Annotated in this window: 17 protein-coding genes, 1 tRNA gene and 1 pseudogene; 6 read left to right on the plus strand and 13 right to left on the minus strand. The window is 46.9% G+C overall.

Annotated elements, in window-relative coordinates:
- Window positions 1–79: 79 nt before the first annotated feature.
- Window positions 80–1,438, minus strand: coding sequence for a sodium-dependent transporter (locus A4V09_RS15020; RefSeq protein ID WP_065543068.1), 1,359 nt, complete (start codon window positions 1,436–1,438; stop codon window positions 80–82).
- A 629-nt stretch (window positions 1,439–2,067) separates the two neighbouring features.
- On the opposite strand from A4V09_RS15020, the gene A4V09_RS15025 reads away from it, so the two are divergent.
- Window positions 2,068–2,577 carry a VanZ family protein gene (locus A4V09_RS15025; RefSeq protein WP_065543069.1) on the plus strand — a complete coding sequence of 170 codons (510 nt, stop codon included), beginning with the start codon at window positions 2,068–2,070 and terminating at the stop codon, window positions 2,575–2,577.
- On the opposite strand, the gene A4V09_RS15030 is transcribed toward A4V09_RS15025, so the two are convergent.
- The 10 genes from A4V09_RS15030 to A4V09_RS15075 all read right to left on the minus strand — a co-directional run bounded on the left by A4V09_RS15030 (window position 2,578) and on the right by A4V09_RS15075 (window position 11,833).
- Window positions 2,578–3,552: a biotin--[acetyl-CoA-carboxylase] ligase gene (locus A4V09_RS15030; protein ID WP_065543070.1), complete on the minus strand. Its 975-nt coding sequence runs from the start codon at window positions 3,550–3,552 to the stop codon at window positions 2,578–2,580.
- Between the two features lie 95 nt (window positions 3,553–3,647).
- Window positions 3,648–4,604: an ABC transporter permease gene (locus A4V09_RS15035; RefSeq protein ID WP_065543071.1), complete on the minus strand. Its 957-nt coding sequence runs from the start codon at window positions 4,602–4,604 to the stop codon at window positions 3,648–3,650.
- Window positions 4,604–5,692 carry an ABC transporter permease gene (locus tag A4V09_RS15040; protein ID WP_065543072.1) on the minus strand — a complete coding sequence of 363 codons (1,089 nt, stop codon included), beginning with the start codon at window positions 5,690–5,692 and terminating at the stop codon, window positions 4,604–4,606. The genes A4V09_RS15035 and A4V09_RS15040 overlap by 1 nt, the downstream gene beginning before the upstream one ends.
- On the minus strand, window positions 5,685–7,256 hold the full coding sequence (locus A4V09_RS15045; protein WP_065543073.1) for an ABC transporter ATP-binding protein: 1,572 nt from the start codon (window positions 7,254–7,256) through the stop codon (window positions 5,685–5,687). Before A4V09_RS15045 ends, A4V09_RS15040 begins: the two co-directional genes overlap by 8 nt.
- Window positions 7,257–7,426: 170 nt before the next feature.
- Window positions 7,427–8,665, minus strand: a complete 1,239-nt coding sequence (locus A4V09_RS15050; protein ID WP_065543074.1) for a BMP family ABC transporter substrate-binding protein — start codon at window positions 8,663–8,665, stop codon at window positions 7,427–7,429.
- Between the two features lie 113 nt (window positions 8,666–8,778).
- Window positions 8,779–9,693, minus strand: a complete 915-nt coding sequence (locus tag A4V09_RS15055) for an alpha/beta fold hydrolase (protein ID WP_065543075.1) — start codon at window positions 9,691–9,693, stop codon at window positions 8,779–8,781.
- Between the two features lie 108 nt (window positions 9,694–9,801).
- Window positions 9,802–10,188: a 4Fe-4S binding protein gene (locus tag A4V09_RS15060; RefSeq protein WP_065544805.1), complete on the minus strand. Its 387-nt coding sequence runs from the start codon at window positions 10,186–10,188 to the stop codon at window positions 9,802–9,804.
- A gap of 199 nt (window positions 10,189–10,387) precedes the next feature.
- Entirely contained in the window at window positions 10,388–10,738 is a 351-nt protein-coding gene (locus tag A4V09_RS15065; RefSeq protein ID WP_065543076.1) for a cupin domain-containing protein, read from the minus strand.
- 63 nt (window positions 10,739–10,801) lie between these two features.
- Complete coding sequence (locus tag A4V09_RS15070; RefSeq protein WP_065543077.1) at window positions 10,802–11,479, minus strand: DUF554 domain-containing protein; 678 nt, start codon at window positions 11,477–11,479, stop codon at window positions 10,802–10,804.
- A 15-nt stretch (window positions 11,480–11,494) separates the two neighbouring features.
- On the minus strand, window positions 11,495–11,833 hold the full coding sequence (locus A4V09_RS15075; protein ID WP_018596100.1) for a cyclic-di-AMP receptor: 339 nt from the start codon (window positions 11,831–11,833) through the stop codon (window positions 11,495–11,497).
- A 510-nt stretch (window positions 11,834–12,343) separates the two neighbouring features.
- Here A4V09_RS15075 and A4V09_RS15080 point away from each other — a divergent pair.
- The 3 genes and pseudogenes from A4V09_RS15080 (at window position 12,344) to A4V09_RS15090 (ending at window position 13,141) form a co-directional block, all read left to right on the plus strand.
- A tRNA-Gly gene (locus tag A4V09_RS15080) sits at window positions 12,344–12,416 on the plus strand.
- 178 nt (window positions 12,417–12,594) lie between these two features.
- A pseudogene (locus tag A4V09_RS26510) lies at window positions 12,595–12,933 on the plus strand (TraM recognition domain-containing protein); the annotation flags it as partial.
- Window positions 12,934–12,961: 28 nt separating this feature from the next.
- Window positions 12,962–13,141 carry a hypothetical protein gene (locus A4V09_RS15090; RefSeq protein WP_065543079.1) on the plus strand — a complete coding sequence of 60 codons (180 nt, stop codon included), beginning with the start codon at window positions 12,962–12,964 and terminating at the stop codon, window positions 13,139–13,141.
- Window positions 13,142–13,191: 50 nt separating this feature from the next.
- Here A4V09_RS15090 and A4V09_RS15095 read toward each other — a convergent pair whose 3' ends face one another.
- Window positions 13,192–13,743 (minus strand): helix-turn-helix domain-containing protein, encoded by a 552-nt coding sequence (locus tag A4V09_RS15095; RefSeq protein ID WP_065543080.1) that lies wholly within the window; start codon window positions 13,741–13,743, stop codon window positions 13,192–13,194.
- 131 nt (window positions 13,744–13,874) lie between these two features.
- On the opposite strand from A4V09_RS15095, the gene A4V09_RS15100 reads away from it, so the two are divergent.
- Together A4V09_RS15100 and A4V09_RS15105 are read left to right on the plus strand one after the other, a co-directional pair.
- A complete protein-coding gene (locus tag A4V09_RS15100; protein ID WP_065543081.1) occupies window positions 13,875–14,288 on the plus strand; it encodes a hypothetical protein in 414 nt (137 codons plus the stop codon).
- 74 nt (window positions 14,289–14,362) lie between these two features.
- The gene (locus tag A4V09_RS15105; protein WP_065543082.1) at window positions 14,363–14,944 is read left to right on the plus strand and encodes a LysE family transporter; all 582 of its coding nucleotides are present in this window, start codon (window positions 14,363–14,365) and stop codon (window positions 14,942–14,944) included.
- Window positions 14,945–15,205: 261 nt separating this feature from the next.
- Here the strand turns inward: A4V09_RS15105 and A4V09_RS15110 are convergent, their stop codons facing one another.
- Entirely contained in the window at window positions 15,206–15,970 is a 765-nt protein-coding gene (locus tag A4V09_RS15110; protein ID WP_065543083.1) for a nitroreductase family protein, read from the minus strand.
- Between the last annotated feature and the right edge of the window lie 27 nt (window positions 15,971–15,997).

A 15,997-nucleotide genomic window follows, 5' to 3' on the forward strand; every position in this document is an offset into this window, starting at 1 on the left:
TGTTATTTTGAGAACACGCATCTCTAAGAGCCGCCCGGATGCGGCAGATACCATACATCCGGGCGGCTAACGTTCTTTTTTACTGAAACAGATCTATAATCCACGGATTGGAAGTCACAAAAATAATGAAAATCACAACCGGCAGCACAAATTTGATCAGCACTGACCATACAGAAACCAGCTTAAAGCTGATCTTCCCTTCATTCGTAACTTCCTTCTCTGCGTTTTTGCTCTTCCACACCCAGCCGATAAAGATACAGGCCAGGATTCCGCCGATTGGCAGAGATACATTGGACACCAGGTAATCTCCCAGGTCAAAGAAGGTTTTTCCTGCGATCTTGATGTCACTCCAGATTCCAAAGCTCAGGGCACATGGAATACCCAGGCAGGTGATCAGCACTGCGGAAATCACGGAAGCCTTTGCGCGGCTGACTTTAAAGGTATTCACAGCAAAGGAAACCACTACCTCCAAAAATGCAATGCTGGTAGAAACCGCTGCAAAAAGCACTAACACAAAGAATACAACTCCAAAAATCTTTCCTCCTGTCATCTCGTCAAAAACTGCGGGAAGGGTCTGGAACATCAGGCTCGGTCCGCTTGTGGGTGAGAAGCCAAAGGCAAATACAGCCGGAAGAATGGCAAACCCCGCGATCATAGCCACCATGGTGTCGAAAAATGCAATACTAACGGCACTCTTAGGTATATTCTGGTTTTTCCCCAGATATGCCCCGTATGTAATGGTAGCTCCGGTTCCCAGTGACAGGGAGAAAAACACCTGTCCAAGTGCTGACAGGAAAGCTCCCGGTGTCAGTTTGGAGAAGTCCGGTTTCAGGAAGAACTTAATCCCTTCCCCTGCGCCAGGAAGGGTACAGGAGCGAATGACAATGACGATCAGGCAGACAATCAGAAGAGGCATCATGATCTTACATGATTTTTCAATTCCTTTCTGAATTCCCATCACAACAATTGCCACAGTTATAACCATAAATACCAGATAATAGATAACCTGGCTTCCTGTATTACCTGTGAATGACATAAAAAACGCTTCGCTGCTCTCCGGCAGTCCTGTCACAGAAACAAAAATATACCGGATGACCCAGCCGCCCAGAACAGCATAATAAGAAAGTCCGATAAAACTTGTGATCACAGCCAGTATACCCACGCCGCCCCATTTGGCGTTCAGGGCCTTATAGCTTCCAAAGGCATCTTTTCCTCCTGCTCGGCCAATACTGATCTCAGCGATGATCAGCGGAATGCCCACCAGAAAAATGCAGATGAGGTATACCAGGACAAAGGCACCGCCTCCGCTCTCCCCCACAAGCATTGGGAAACGCCACAAGTTTCCCATTCCCACAGCAGACCCTGCTGCTGCCATAATAAATCCGAAGCTGCCCGACCATTTGGGCGCCCCTCCTGTTTCCTGTGTCTGTTTACTCATAATCTCCTCCTTTTCCGGCAATAAAAAAGTACAAAGCGGCCAAAAAAAGCTCCCATCCTTAATTGTAAATACAATCAGGACGAGAGCATTACGCTTCGTGGTACCACCTTGATTTATCCGCACCTCACGATGCTGACCTTTGCAAGTACGGGAAATCCAAACCACTCCATGTATTTCCTTATACTCCGGCGCTGTAATGGGCGCTCCCATCGTAGCCTATACTTCTGTAGTCGGTACGCGGCTCCAAGACCATCTTCCATTCAGCCTGCTGCGCTTCTTCTCACCAACTGAAGCTCTCTTTGCCAGTCTGCAGAATGTACTCTTCTTTTCTCTGCCTTTTTCATTCTATTTATTACTAAGTATAAAACTGTTCTTTTTCCTTGTCAAACTGTTTTTCCAAAAATTTTTGTTCCTCTTTGCCCGATCCCTGTACTTTACACTGCCCCCAAAACATGATATAGTCACCAGAAGGTAACCATAAATGTAACTATTCAGCAGGCCTGGGCATTCACTGTGCTGACCGTAAGACAGCCTTTTGAAGCCGGGCAGACAACCCATGGTCAAAAGCCGTTCCGCAAGGATGCTGAGCAGTTATCCGTAAATTTATAAAGACAAATGAGGAAACAAATATGAAGAAATTTTTCATACTGCTGTTGAAGCCGTTTTCTTTTCTCCCGGCACTGCTGGTCATGTACATGATCTTTTCTTTTTCCAGCCAGACGGGCGCACAATCCGGTAATCTCAGCTATAAAATAAGCCATGAAGTCATTGTAACAGCAGATAAAATATTAAACAAACATATGAGCGAAGAACGGATCGCCTACTACACAGACAAGATCCACACCCCGGTCAGGAAGCTGGCACACATGAGTGAATACTTTGTACTGGCTGTCTGTGTGTCCCTTCCCCTGTATGTTTACGGGCTGCGGGGTATATTACTGATTCTATTTGCAGGGATCATCAGTGTGGGATTTGCCTGCACCGACGAATTCCACCAGTCCTTTGTAGCGGGAAGAGGCCCCTCTAAAAGGGATGTGATGATAGACAGCATCGGTGCTTTTGCAGGCATTATTCTGGTACAGTTTCTCTGCTGGAACGCCCTGCGCCGAAGCAGAAGTAAAAACAGACGCCGCGGCTGATCATTCTCTGTCCTCATGGAGGTTCAGTGACACATCCCCACATGGAAGGATTTCTTCCTCCCCCTGTTCGTTTTTGATCAGAAGCCTGCCGTCCGGCAGGATCTTTTCCGCCTCCACACTTCTCACCTGTGTACCGTAAGCTACCCGGACGTGTCTGCCGGGTACGATATTTCTGGATATATACTCCTCCGGAATCCCCTCCTTCTCTGCCTCCTCAAGCAGATAATTAATGATTCCGGCAGTCAGCAGGTTCCTGTTCACATACACATCATCCTCCAATACAGCCCCGGCGGTACCGGATAAACCCTTGGGAAAACCGCCTGCCGGCATACGAAGATTCAGGCCGATCCCCACGATCACCAGTTCAATATCCCCGGTCTCAAAATCCGTGACAGCCTCTGTGAGGATACCACAGACTTTCCGCTCTCCCAAATATAAATCATTGACCCATTTGATGCCCAGAAAGACACCGCAAATCTGCTCCACGGCCCGGCAGACAGCAACTGCTGCCGCTGCCGTCAGTGTCAGACTCTCCTGGGCCGTTCTCTTTGGCCGCATCAGCACACTTAAATAGAGGCCGCTGCCCGCGGGGGAGTAAAAGCTGCGCCCACGCCTGCCCTTCCCCTCTGTCTGGGCCTCCGCTGCCACAAAAGAACCATGGGGAAGGTTCTCCTCAATCCCTCTTTTTTTCAAATACTGGTTGGTGGATGAGATCTCCTTTTCCACCTGCATAAACACATCCGGGTGCTCCAGATGTATTTTCACTGCCTCCACAGACAAAATATCATTATCCGTCTCAAGGGCATATCCTCTGTTATTCACAGCCGCGATCCGGTATCCCTCCTCACGGAGGCTTTTCATAGCCTTCCACACCGCTGTTCTGGAATATCCAAGCCTTAACGCCAGTTCCTCCCCGGACAGATATTCTCCCCTGTGACTCTCAAGCAGCTTCAGAAGCTCTGATTTTGTTGACATATCCTGCCTCCTATCCACATATTTTTGACACTCTCCTGTACCTTCACGAAAAGCCAGGCTCCCGCCCGGGAATCTGGCTTTTCTTTCGTGAATCCTTATCTCTCCTCGCGGAAATAATTCACACCGCAGGACTGCGGCTGGGAATTTTCCTTAGAAGAACGGATGGATGTGACAATCAGCACAAGTATTGTCATAAAGAACGGCACCATATCAAAAATGGAGTCCGGTATCTTGATGACTGATTTTGGCACATAGTATTTCAGCACACTGAATGCACCGAACACCAGCGCCGCAAACACAGCCTTATTTGGGTTCCAGGTGGCAAAGATAACAAGCGCAACGGCAATCCATCCAAGACCGTTTACACAGTTGCTGATCCATACACCGTTACAGATGATCATGGAACAGTAGGCACCGCCAATACCGCAGATCCCTCCGCCCAGCATCAGGTTCATATATTTCAGCCTTGTTACCGGAAGGCCTGCCGCATCTGCAGCCGCGGGATTTTCACCCACTGCGCGGATATTCAGGCCTGCTTTCGTCCTGTGCAGATATATACCGCACAGAATGGCTGCAACAATTCCGAGATAAACAAAGATATTATAATTGAAAAACAATTTACCCAGCACCGGGATATCCGACAGCACCGGAATATCCACCTTGCCAAGGCTGTCCAGAATGCCCGCAGGCAGTTTCAGGGAGGCAGCCCCTGTCTTTTCCCTGACAAAATCACCAAAAAAGTTGCTCAGTCCAATACCAAAAATGGTGAGGGTCAGACCGGTAACATTCTGATCCGCCATAAAAGTCACCGTGAGCACAGCATAGATAAGGGCTCCCAGCATACCCGCCGCAAATGCAGCCGCCAGGGCCAAAAGCAGATTATCTGTCTTATATCCCATCATGAATCCCGCGCATGCACCGATGGACATCATACCTTCCACACCCAGATTCAGATGGCCTGATTTTTCATTGATGATCTCACCTAAAATCCCGAATAAAAGCGGAGTACCTGCAAGGACCGCCGCCACAAAAAAGTTAGTAAAAAAATCCATTACGCCTTACCTCCCTTCTTACGGGTAACAAACCGGTATCTGACAAAGAATTCACATCCAAGTACAAAAAACAGGATGATCCCCTGCAGCACGTCAGCAGAGTATGCGGACAGTCCGTAGGAGGACTGCATGACCGTACTTCCCTTTTCCAGCACACTGAATAAGAAAGATACCACCAAAATCCCCACCGGGTTAAGCTGGGCCAGCCACGCCACGATAATGGCTGTGAACCCCACACCGCCTGCCACTGACGTGGTGAGTGTCAAATCAGAACCGCTGGCCTGCACCATACCTGCAATACCGCAGATAGCGCCTGAGAAAGCCATGGTGCGCAGTACGATCTTCTTGTAATTCATACCCGCGTACTGGGCCGTGGCACGGCTTTCGCCTACCACGCTGATCTCATATCCCTGTTTTGTGTATTTCAGGTAAATGTACACCACTGCTACCAGCACAAGCCCGATCAGCCATCCCACATGCACGCCGAACAGTTTGTCAAGCTGCGCGTTCTCCCCAAACCTTGCGATCTTTGGAAAGCCTGATGAATTGGGGTCCTGCCATGGGCCATCTCTTAAAAAGGAGATGAGATACAGTGCGATATAATTCAGCATCAGTGTAAAAAGTGTCTCATTGGTACCAAATTTTGCTTTAAAGAACGCAGGAATGATCCCCCACAGGGCACCACCCAGCATACCTGCCAAAAACATGCAGATCATGAGCAGCCAATGCGGGAAGTCCCAGCAGAACAGGGCAAAAAATGTGGCAAACACTGCGCCCATGATGATCTGTCCCTCAGCTCCTATGTTCCAGAAACGCATCTTAAATGCCAGGGTAAGTCCCAGGGCAGGTATGAGCAGGGGCACCATCACTTTAATTGTGGCCTGGAATGCCATGCTGCTTCTGAACGCGCCAGAGACAATGGTTGCATATACAGAAAACGGATTATATCCAATACAGAGAATAAAGAGGCCGCCGGCTACAATGGCAAGCAGTACCGAAGCCAGACGCAGCAGCCGCACCTGTTTTGCGGGGCGCTCTTTTCTCTTTTCAACACGAATCAGAGGCTCTTTCTTCCTTGTCTCATCCATCAGCCTTCACCCCTTCCCTTTTTGAGCCTGTCATCATGAGGCCCAGCTCTTCTTTTGTGACTGCCGCAGCCTCCACGATACCGGTCACCTCTCCATGGCAGAGGACCATGATCCTGTCCGAAATCTCCAGAAGCACATCCAGGTCCTCACCGATAAACATAACAGCAACGCCTTTCTTCTTCTGCTCATTCAGCAGATCATAAATTGTGTAGGAAGAATTAATATCCAGGCCCCTGACAGGGTAGGCTGTGACCAAAACGGACGGCTCCGATTCAATCTCTCTTCCCAGCAGTACCTTCTGCACATTGCCGCCGGAGAGCAGGCGCACAGGTGTCTCCACATTTGGCGTCATGATCTCCAGACGCTCCACCAGCTCCTCAGCCAGCTTTTTGGCGGGCTTTCTGTCCACAAAGATCCCCTTTGCCTTGTCATAGGATTTCAGCAGCATATTGTCCACCATACCCATGGAGGCCACAAGCCCCATGCCCAGCCTGTCCTCGGGAACAAAGCCAAGGCTGATGCCTAAGTTATTGATCTGCTTTGGCGTCTTTCCTATAATATTCTCCTTGTTGTGCAGGATCGCCCCTGTCTCCACAGGCAGCAGACCTGCAATGGCTTCGCACAGTTCCTTCTGCCCGCTTCCTGCAATGCCTGCCACACCCAGGATCTCCCCTGCCTTTATTTCAAAAGACAAATCTTTCAGGGCAGTGGTTCCGTCCGCTTTTTTTACAGACAGATCCACCACTTTTAATCTTATGTGTACATTTTCGCACTTAGGACGGTCTATCTCCAAAGTGACCGGCCGGCCAACCATCAGCTCGGTAAGCTGCTTTTCGTTGGATTCTGCCGTATTTACCGTATCAATACTTCTGCCTTTTCTCAGAATGGTCACCCGGTCACTGATTTCCATAACCTCATTCAGCTTGTGGGTGATGATGATAATAGCACTTCCCTGCTCTTTCATTCTTCTCAATATTGCAAAGAGCTTCTGTGTTTCCTGGGGTGTGAGCACTGCGGTGGGCTCATCCAGGATCAATATGTCAGCATTTCTGTACAGGACTTTCAAAATTTCCACGGTCTGCTTCTCGCTGACGGACATATTGTATATTTTCTTCTCCGGGTCAACCTCAAGACCAAACTTTTTGGTCAGCTCCAGGATTTTTTCCTTCAGCTCCTTTGGCTTGATCCTCTTTCCCTCTGCACCGATCACCACATTATCCATGGCCGAAAACACATCCACCAGTTTAAAATGCTGATGGATCATGCCGATTCCCAGCTTTTTTGCATCCATAGGGGAATTGATCACTACTTCCCTGCCGTTTACATGGATACTCCCCTCATCCGGGTGGTAAATGCCTGAAATCATATTCATCAATGTGGTCTTTCCGGAACCATTCTCACCCAGAAGTGCAAGGATCTCTCCTCTTCTGACATCCAGGTCAATATGGTCATTCGCCACAACACTGCCAAATGTCTTTGTGATACCTCTCAGCTCAATGGCATTCTCTACCTTGTCTAAAGCCAACTGTGTCACCTCTCGTTTCTTTCTGTTTTGGTAACGCATACACCATCCGTTACAATTTTAGACACAAACATACAGAATAATTGTATCATAAGAAAAGAAGGAATACAAAATGATTTTTCACATTTTGTATTCCCTCTTGGCAAATACCTGCCGCTGCCCTTATACACAGCCGGCGCAGTCAATGCACAGGCCTGACTGATCCATTACCATTAATCTACAACCACATTCTTGTAATACCAGTTGATGCCTCCGGTGATGGTCGCATCATCCAGTGTACCGCCTTCTGTACCTACAGCTTTGCCGTCGTTTGTCTCCAGGACACCGTCAAATACATTGAAGCCTTCTTCCATGATCTTTCTTCTGGCTTCTTCCACTTTTTCTTTGGTTCCCGGTGCGCACAGTTCCTCATTGATCGGTGTGATATCTACAAGACCGTCATCCATGCCGCCGAAATAAATTTCCGGTGTCCATGTTCCGTCGATCACTTTCTGTACGGCCTGTTTATAATATACACCCCAGTTCCAGATAACAGAGGTAAGTGTTGCTGCCGGAGCATCCTTGCTCATATCTGAGTTATAACCAACGCCCCATACGCCTGCTGCTTCTGCCTCTGTCTGGGGATTCGGTGTATCACAGTGCTGTCCGATCACATCACAGCCTGCTGCGATCAAAGCTTTTGCCGCATTGGTCTCCTCTGTGGGGGAGAACCAGCTGTTCGTAACTTTTACGTGGATTTCCGCATCCGGGTTTACTTCCGCAACACCGATGGCAAAAGCATCAATACCGCCGGTAACCTCAGAGTTCTCAGAACCCATAGCTGCAACATAACCAATTTTGTTGCTCTCTGTCTTCATACCAGCAACAATACCGGATAAGTATCTGGCCTGATAAATTCTTCCGAAATAGTTGTTGAAGTTTGTGTCATTGGACTTATATCCTGTGCCGTGAGAGAAAATCACATCCGGGAATTCCTGCGCAAGCTGTTCACAGGTATCCATGTAGTTAAAGCTTGTGGCAAAAATGATCTGGCATCCATCCTCTATACACTCTCTGATCGCCTGCTCTGTCTTGGTCGGGTCTGTATCGGGGATATTGTTCTTGCGGATGATCTGGCTGTCGTCAAGTCCCAGTTCTTTCTGCATCTCCACAATACCCTGATCATGTGTATATGTGTATCCGGAACCCTCTGCCGGGTCAGTGATATGGATAACACCCACTTTCAGATCCTCTTTGGCAACAGGGGCAAACTTGCCGGTTCCTTCTGCCTTGGTGTCGTCAGCTTTGTCGTCCTGCTTGTCCGCTTTGTCCGTATTGGTATCTTCTGTCTTGGTTTCTTCCTTTTTGGTCTCTTCCTTCTTGTCCTCTGCTCCCTGCTGCTGTCCGCAGCCTGCCAGCATTGCGCCGGCCATGGTCAGAGACAATAAGATACCTAAAATTTTCTTCTTCATGCTCATCCTCCTTTTGATAACATATGTACTTCTTTTATAAATACAAATTAACTATAACATTATCTTTTTTGTTTTTCAACCGGGATGTTGGAGATAATTTCAAAATAATCACCTTATTTTTCCAGATATTGATAAATATTTTGGAATACTGTCAATTTATTTTTCTCATTCAAAATCTCATGGCGCATCCCCGGATAGAGCTTTCCTGTCACATGTGTATATCCCACCAGTTTCATATGCTGAAGCTCCTTGACAAACTTTCTTCCGTTTCCGATACAAGGGTCATCCCGGCCTCCCAGGAACAAAATAGGCAGCTCCGGGTTCTGCAGTCTCCATCCGTCCTTACTGTATGTCTCCTTGAGCAACATCAACAGTCCCTCAAACCCATCTGCTGTAAAAGTAAAGCCACACAGGGGGGACTGTTCATACGCTTTCACCACTTCCTCATCCGAACAGATCCAGGCAAAGCGGCTCTTCTCCCCTGCAAAACGGCGGGCAAAGGAACCGAAGGACATGGCCTCCAGCAGTTTACTGGGATATCGTCCTCCCTTTTTCTGTTTCTGCAGCCTGACAATGAGAAGGCCCAGGTCCACCGCCGGGTTCTGGCAGGGCGGTCCGGTCAGGATCAGCTTTTCCAGTTCATTGTCAAAATATTTCAGGTAATTCCTGGCTGCCAGGGTACCCATACTGTGTCCCAGCAGATACACCGGCAATTTGGGAAATATCGCCTTGATCCACAAAGTGATCTGATGCAGGTCTTCCACCATGGCTTTATTCTTTCCGCCGTAGAGATATCCCAGTTCTTCCTGATTATGTACACTTTTTCCATGTCCCCGGTGGTCATGGATCACACAAATGTATCCCCTCTCTGCCAGATATTCCATAAACGGCAGATACCTCTCCTTATGCTCGCTCATGCCATGGGAAATCTGAACCACGCCCTTACTTCCCTCTTTTGGCACTACCCACAAGACAGACAGCCCCAGTCCGTCGTATTCTGATTTCAGCACTGCTGTGCCATGTACCATGTAAAAACCCCCTTTTTAAGACAGCAAGGTCCCCTGCCGCCAATTTTCAATCATCCGGAAACCCAAAAGGCTGCCGCACAGTAACTGCGGCAGCCTCCTTACATATGCTTAGCCTTCTACAACTTCCAGTACGTCCATCGGACATGCTTTCGCACAGATACCGCAAGCGATACATTTGCTGCTTGTAGGTGACTCCTCTGCTTTTACCATTACATGGAAAGGACATGCCTCAACACATTTGCCGCATCCGGTACATTTTTTCTTGCTGATCATGTAAACGCCCTTTGCATTCTGTGTGATCGCGCCCTCCGGACAGGCTTCTGCGCATTTTCCGCACTGTACGCAGACCATTGGTTTTGCGTCGCCCTTTTTGTCAATGATCTGGATACAGGATTTGTCGGGGTCAAACTCCTTATAAAAGCTTGTTGAACAGGCTCTTACACACTCCAGACATGCCATACACTTTGCGCCTTTGGTCACTTTCAGTTTCTTCATCTTGAATTCCTCCGCTTTTTTCCTGAAATTTTTGTATGTAATTAGAAACATACACAAGCATATGCTTATGTGATAATTTTAACATTATATATTATGTTTCACAAGTGGATTTTACAAAAAAGGACATTTCCACCCACGTGAAAACGTCCTTTTTGTCAGATTTTATCAGAGGGGTTTCCCCTCCTAAAATTTGTTTCGGTTATTTTGCCGCCTCATTGTAGATCAGCGCCATCATTTCAAAATCTTCGTCCGTGTTGTTCTCCATGCTGTGGCTCTGTCCCGGTTCAATGACACATACATCCCCGGAATGCACCTCTGTGCGGCTGCCGTCATTGTCCACGAAAACCCCGGTTCCTTTCAGCACAAAATAAGGTTCTGTATTGCCCACGTGCTGATGCATGCCGATGGAGCTGTGAGGCTTTAACACTACTTTTGCATATAGCTTTCCATGCCCGTAAAGCTCTTCCTCCTTCAGGATGTGATGGAATTCCACGGTTCCCTCTCCGCCCCGCACATTCTGCTGTGCCACTACATTTGTCTTTCTGACCACGATGTCTATCCCCTTTCTTCTGCCGTATCCTGTCCCCCGGTAAAATGGGTATGGATCTTCTGTTTATAAAAATGATTTGATGATAAAGAACACTGCCGGAACCAGAAATGCCGGCAGCATATTCATGGTTCTGAAATTCTTGATCCCCAAAATGCTGAGGCCGGAACTGAAGATCAGGATGCCTCCGATGATAGAGATCTCCGCCATGATCGCCGGACTCATAACCCCTGAAAGCAGCAGCGCCAGGCAGTAGAAAAATCCCTGCCAGAAAAATAAAACAATAGCAGCCAGCGCAATTCCCAATCCAAACGTGGACGCCAGCACAGAAGACGTCACAAAATCCAGCATGGCATTGGTAAACAGGTAAGTATTGTCCCCTTTCAAAGCACTCTCCATGGGCCCCAGAATAGACAGCGTGCCCACGCAGAACAGCAGTATGGCTGTGGAAAGCCCCTGTGCCAGGTTCCCATTGGAAAAGCCGGTGACAAACTTTTTAAACCTGTCCTCCAGATGTATCTTCTCTCCAAGAAGCCCGCCAAGAGCCAGACTCACAATAAACAGGACCGGGTACTCACTCTGGGGCATATACTTGACTATGGCATTGATCCCCAACGCAGTGGCTGCCAGCCCCATAGCCTGCATCATGATCTCCTGATGTTCTTCCCTGATTCCCTTTTTCAGTCTGCTGCCTATAAAACTCCCTGTCAAAATAGTTGCGCAGTTTACCAGTGTTCCTATCATCTCTTGTATCCGCCTTTACAGTTTCAGATATTGTTCCACATTCACGATAAATACGGTAGCCCCGCCCACATCAATAGTGACCGGCGGCGCGGAATATCCCAGTACCGGGCCTTTTGTTCCAGCCGAGTAGGTTGGGTTGATGAGCATCTCTTTTCTTCTGGAACACTCCTCCTTGATGACCTGGAGCACCATTTCCACTTTGTCGTCCTCAGTACCTATCATCAGCGTGGCATTTCCTTTTCTCAAAAATCCGCCTGTACTGGCAAGCTTTGTCACACTGATGCGTTCCTTATTCAGACGTTCTACCACGAATCCTTCATCTTCTTTGTGCACGATCGCAAATATCATTTTCATAATGAAGCACCTCCTAATGCAGTGCTGCTCTCTGCCCGCCGCCCGGCCTCTTACGAAACCCCAGGCGCCTGAGGGCGTCTGACCAGCTTTTCGTCTATTATAGCATAAATTGAGCATAATGGTAAATTATTTTGTATAATTCTTCTTGCAATAAATCCCTTTCACAAAACATTCAAATTCCATTCACAATTCTTTTAATATTTCACCACAGTTTCATCACATTTGTGGTTTAATATTAGATACATAGAAAGGTAATCACCTTTATATAAAAATTTTCTTTTTCATACGCCGGGCTTTTAAAAAGTCCGGCCCTCCTTTTTTTACCCCTATTCCCATATTCTCCGGTTCTTCCCCTGCCCTCCCTCTTTGATGATTTCCTTTTAGAAGACCGTTTACTACTGAACTGTTGCTTGTCAGCAAATTCTTCTGGAAAATTTTTTAAATTATTTCCCAAAAACATGTTGACATTTGGCGAAAGGTATAGTATATTATGTCTTGTCGTTAAGACATGCGCGAGTGGCTCAGTTGGTGGAGCGCGACCTTGCCAAGGTCGAGGCCGCGGGTTCGAGTCCCGTCTCGCGCTCTATTTTTTTGTCAAAAGGACGGACATCTTTGAAAGATGCCCGTCCTTTTACGTTCTGCATTTTTCTATGCATAAACACTCCCCGCTTTTCTCACTAGCTCTTCCAGAAGTTCCTGCATTTTTCCAATCACAGGATGGCAGTTTTATAAACACAGAGGGCTGATGGATATCAAAGGTTCTGTTGTGGGACGAGGCCGCGAATACGGGCTAGGTGCTCCAGCTCGAAAAAATCTGCGCTGTTATAAGGTCGGTCGCGCGAGTACAGTATTTGCTTATTTTACCAGGCCATGAGCCAGAGTAATGCCTTTTCCTCGGGGGCCGGGAACACTCCTCGATTAAGGAAATCTGGGAGGTACTGGGAAAAGAGACAATCTCCATGTACACAGAGAGCCGGACGCGGGGCCTGCGCCCGTTCTTTTCCCCGAAGTATGACCTGAAAAAGCACCCGAACTATAAATACACGGCGGAGGCCGATAAGAAGCGCAACGCCTTCTATTTGGAAAAGCTGATAAGCACACTACGCCGGGAAATGGAGACGCACCGCCATGAAAGCCGTTCTTGACCGATACGCCGGATTTATCCGGGCGGCGGCGCGGGCGACCAGCCCCATGCTAAACGGCGCGAAGCTCCCCAAAATGGATACGCTCAAAGAGGAATGCCGCAAGCTGACGGCGGAGAAAAAGGAGCTCTACGCCGAGTACAGGGAGGTCCGGCGTAGTGTATAGACACTTGCACCGCCTGCCGTTTAGCGCGGCGCTATAAGTACACAAAATAATTACGGATTGTAAAGTATCATATGCAAAAGTGCTGTCTCATTTCCAACGTTCCTATATGAATGCACAGTATCAGCTCTAAACCGTATACTCTCACCTTTATTAACGGTAAAATGTTGACCATCTGCGTTAATTTCAATACACCCCGCAAATATTGTAATAAATTCCGTAGTTCCTTTTAGGTGAGACTCTGATTCCCAATAACTTTCCTCGTCTAATTCCAGATAGTAGACTGCAAATCTACGGTTTTCATCATCCGGAAAGATAGAATAGTTTTTGACCCTCCCCCCATCTTCTAGTAACGGTTGTAATTCATAAGTTTTTACAATTTCATAAGGACTTTTTGGACGAAGTGTTAGAGCGTCAAAAGGTACTTTCATACCATTTGAGAGTTTCCAGAGTGTAGATATAGTTGGATTTCCCTCCCCACGTTCTATCTGTGCAAGCATACTTTTACTGACACCACTTAATCTTGACAGTTCGTCCATGCTAAGTTTGTTTTCTTCGCGCAGCCTCCGAATGTTTTTAGCGATAATCAAATTCATAGGATCCATAAAAATCTCTCCTCTCTATTGACAATATAATGCACAAGATGTATTATTATATCGTAACAGTGCAATATATTATTCTTTTTGTACTATTATATAGTTTCCAATAAGGATTGTAAAGAGGAGAGTGATCAAAAATGGTACCAAAACTTAATGAGGCACGTGAATTGCTAAGGAACTACGATCAGGGTGATTTCCATTTACTTCAAGGGGAAATTGTATCTGGTATTATGGGGTATTTTTCACGTCAATTTGAGCCTGAAAATGAGGAATATTGGGCGGCTGCCGGAATGTTGCATGACATTGATCTTGAGCTTTATCCAGAGGAACACTGTGCAAAATGTTATGAACTTTTGCGGGAACATGTTGTTGACGAACAGATGATCCATTCTATTGTAAGTCATGGCTATGGCCGGCTGGATTGGGTAACGGTAAAACCGATGGTTCGCCCGTCAAAAAGCCTCTGTGACATGGACGTAGGTTCTATAAAAAAGAAATTCAAGAAAAAAGAGTTTGCCGCCGGGTGTTGTGGCGAGGATATATTGTGCTGATTATTTTTATCAGCGGCTATCTATCATTTTTCAAATAGAAACCTTCCACTTTATGGAGGTATAGGAGGCCCAAATTGTTTTATTTATCCGATTTTCTGATTTATTGTTTTATTACGGCATATACACCCGGAGCTAACAATTTACTATCTATGAGTAATGCAATACGGCTTGGTTTTCGCCGCAGTTTCCGTTTTAATCTTGGAATACTCGCTGGATTTACTATTGTCATGACGGTTTGTTCAATTTTCAGTACAACACTTTTTACCATGCTCCCGAAGGTAAAGATTATTATGCAGGTCTTAGGGGCTGTCTATATGCTTTATCTTGCGTGGAAAGTCTGGAAGAGTTCTATTGATCCGAGTGCTGACAGCGGTAATGCGGCTAGTTTTCTTTCCGGTATGGTATTGCAGTTTGCCAATCCGAAAATTTACATTTATGCAATTACTGCTATGACGCTTTATATTTTGCCCGTTTATCACTCCTTTGGGGCTATCGCTGGGTTTACAATTCTTTTGGCACTGATAGGGGCCTCTGGTTCTTTTGTGTGGGCGCTGTTTGGTTGGTTTTTTTGCAAGTATCTTTCCAAACATACGAAAAGTGTTAATTTTATTATGGCGCTGCTACTTGTCTATTGCGCTATTGCATTATTTCTATAACCAAAATAGCAAGTGTAATAGTCGAATCCTGTCATTTATGCGCTCGTCTGGCTCTGTGCCGTTGGGGCGCTTTTCTTTTCCTACGGTTCAACTTCGAGCCGACTTGGCCTGGGGTTCTTATCAGGCAGGAACGGCCCCGGTGCCGATGCATTCCATCTCACGGGATTCCGCCCTCTGGGTCCAAGAGCCGTCTCTTTACACAATATACCGCTGTATGCCTAATTGTCCATCATAAAAAACAGAAAAGGACATGATCCTTGATCACGTCCTTAAAATAGCACTCAATATATACTGGCTGTTCGGGAAATTCTTATGCGTAATATCCTCCAGACGGATCAAATCCACGTCCAGCCACAATTCTTCAGCAACGATCATAAGATGAGAAAACATGATACCAAAATTAAATTCCTCATATTTGCCCAGGTGGTTCATATTATGCTTCTTGGCAAATACATGGATTCTGTTATCGTAAACCACAAACCGCCATGGCTGACTGTTCAAACTAGACGGCGCCAGGCGCGCGGAATCCAGAAGCTGCTTCATCCACTGCCTGGGAACCTCCTTGTACACACAGAGGTCCTGCAGGTCCATCCGCTTGGCCTCCACGGCCTTTCTGGTATGGCTGCCCCGGCTGTATCCAAACGCCATAAGGATCACAAATTTCAGATTCCCCTTGTGCGGATTCCCTGCCTTTGGCTTCACACCGCTAAAGAAACAGGTTCCCAGACCTTTGGCACACATAAAGAGCGCTAGCTGCTCCATAATATAACCCGCGTTCATCATGGCGCGGTCTTTCTCCTCTGAGTAAAAGGCAATATAGTATGGAGCCTTCACCCCCAGAAGATGTATTCTTTTATTTTGTCCCTTAGTATTATCTATAATAGAAATCTCCGTATGGATACCGGGATTTAACCCTTCAATCTGGCTGTAATACTCTTTGATCTCACTCAGCAGAGCAGCCTTCACCGGCTCCATCTCATAGCTTCGGACTGATTTCCTTGAAAATATCGCTTCGTATAAGTTCATACTCTCACCTTTTAATTTTTCCGTAAC

Source organism: Blautia pseudococcoides, assembly GCF_001689125.2.
Taxonomy (GTDB): domain Bacteria; phylum Bacillota; class Clostridia; order Lachnospirales; family Lachnospiraceae; genus Blautia; species Blautia pseudococcoides.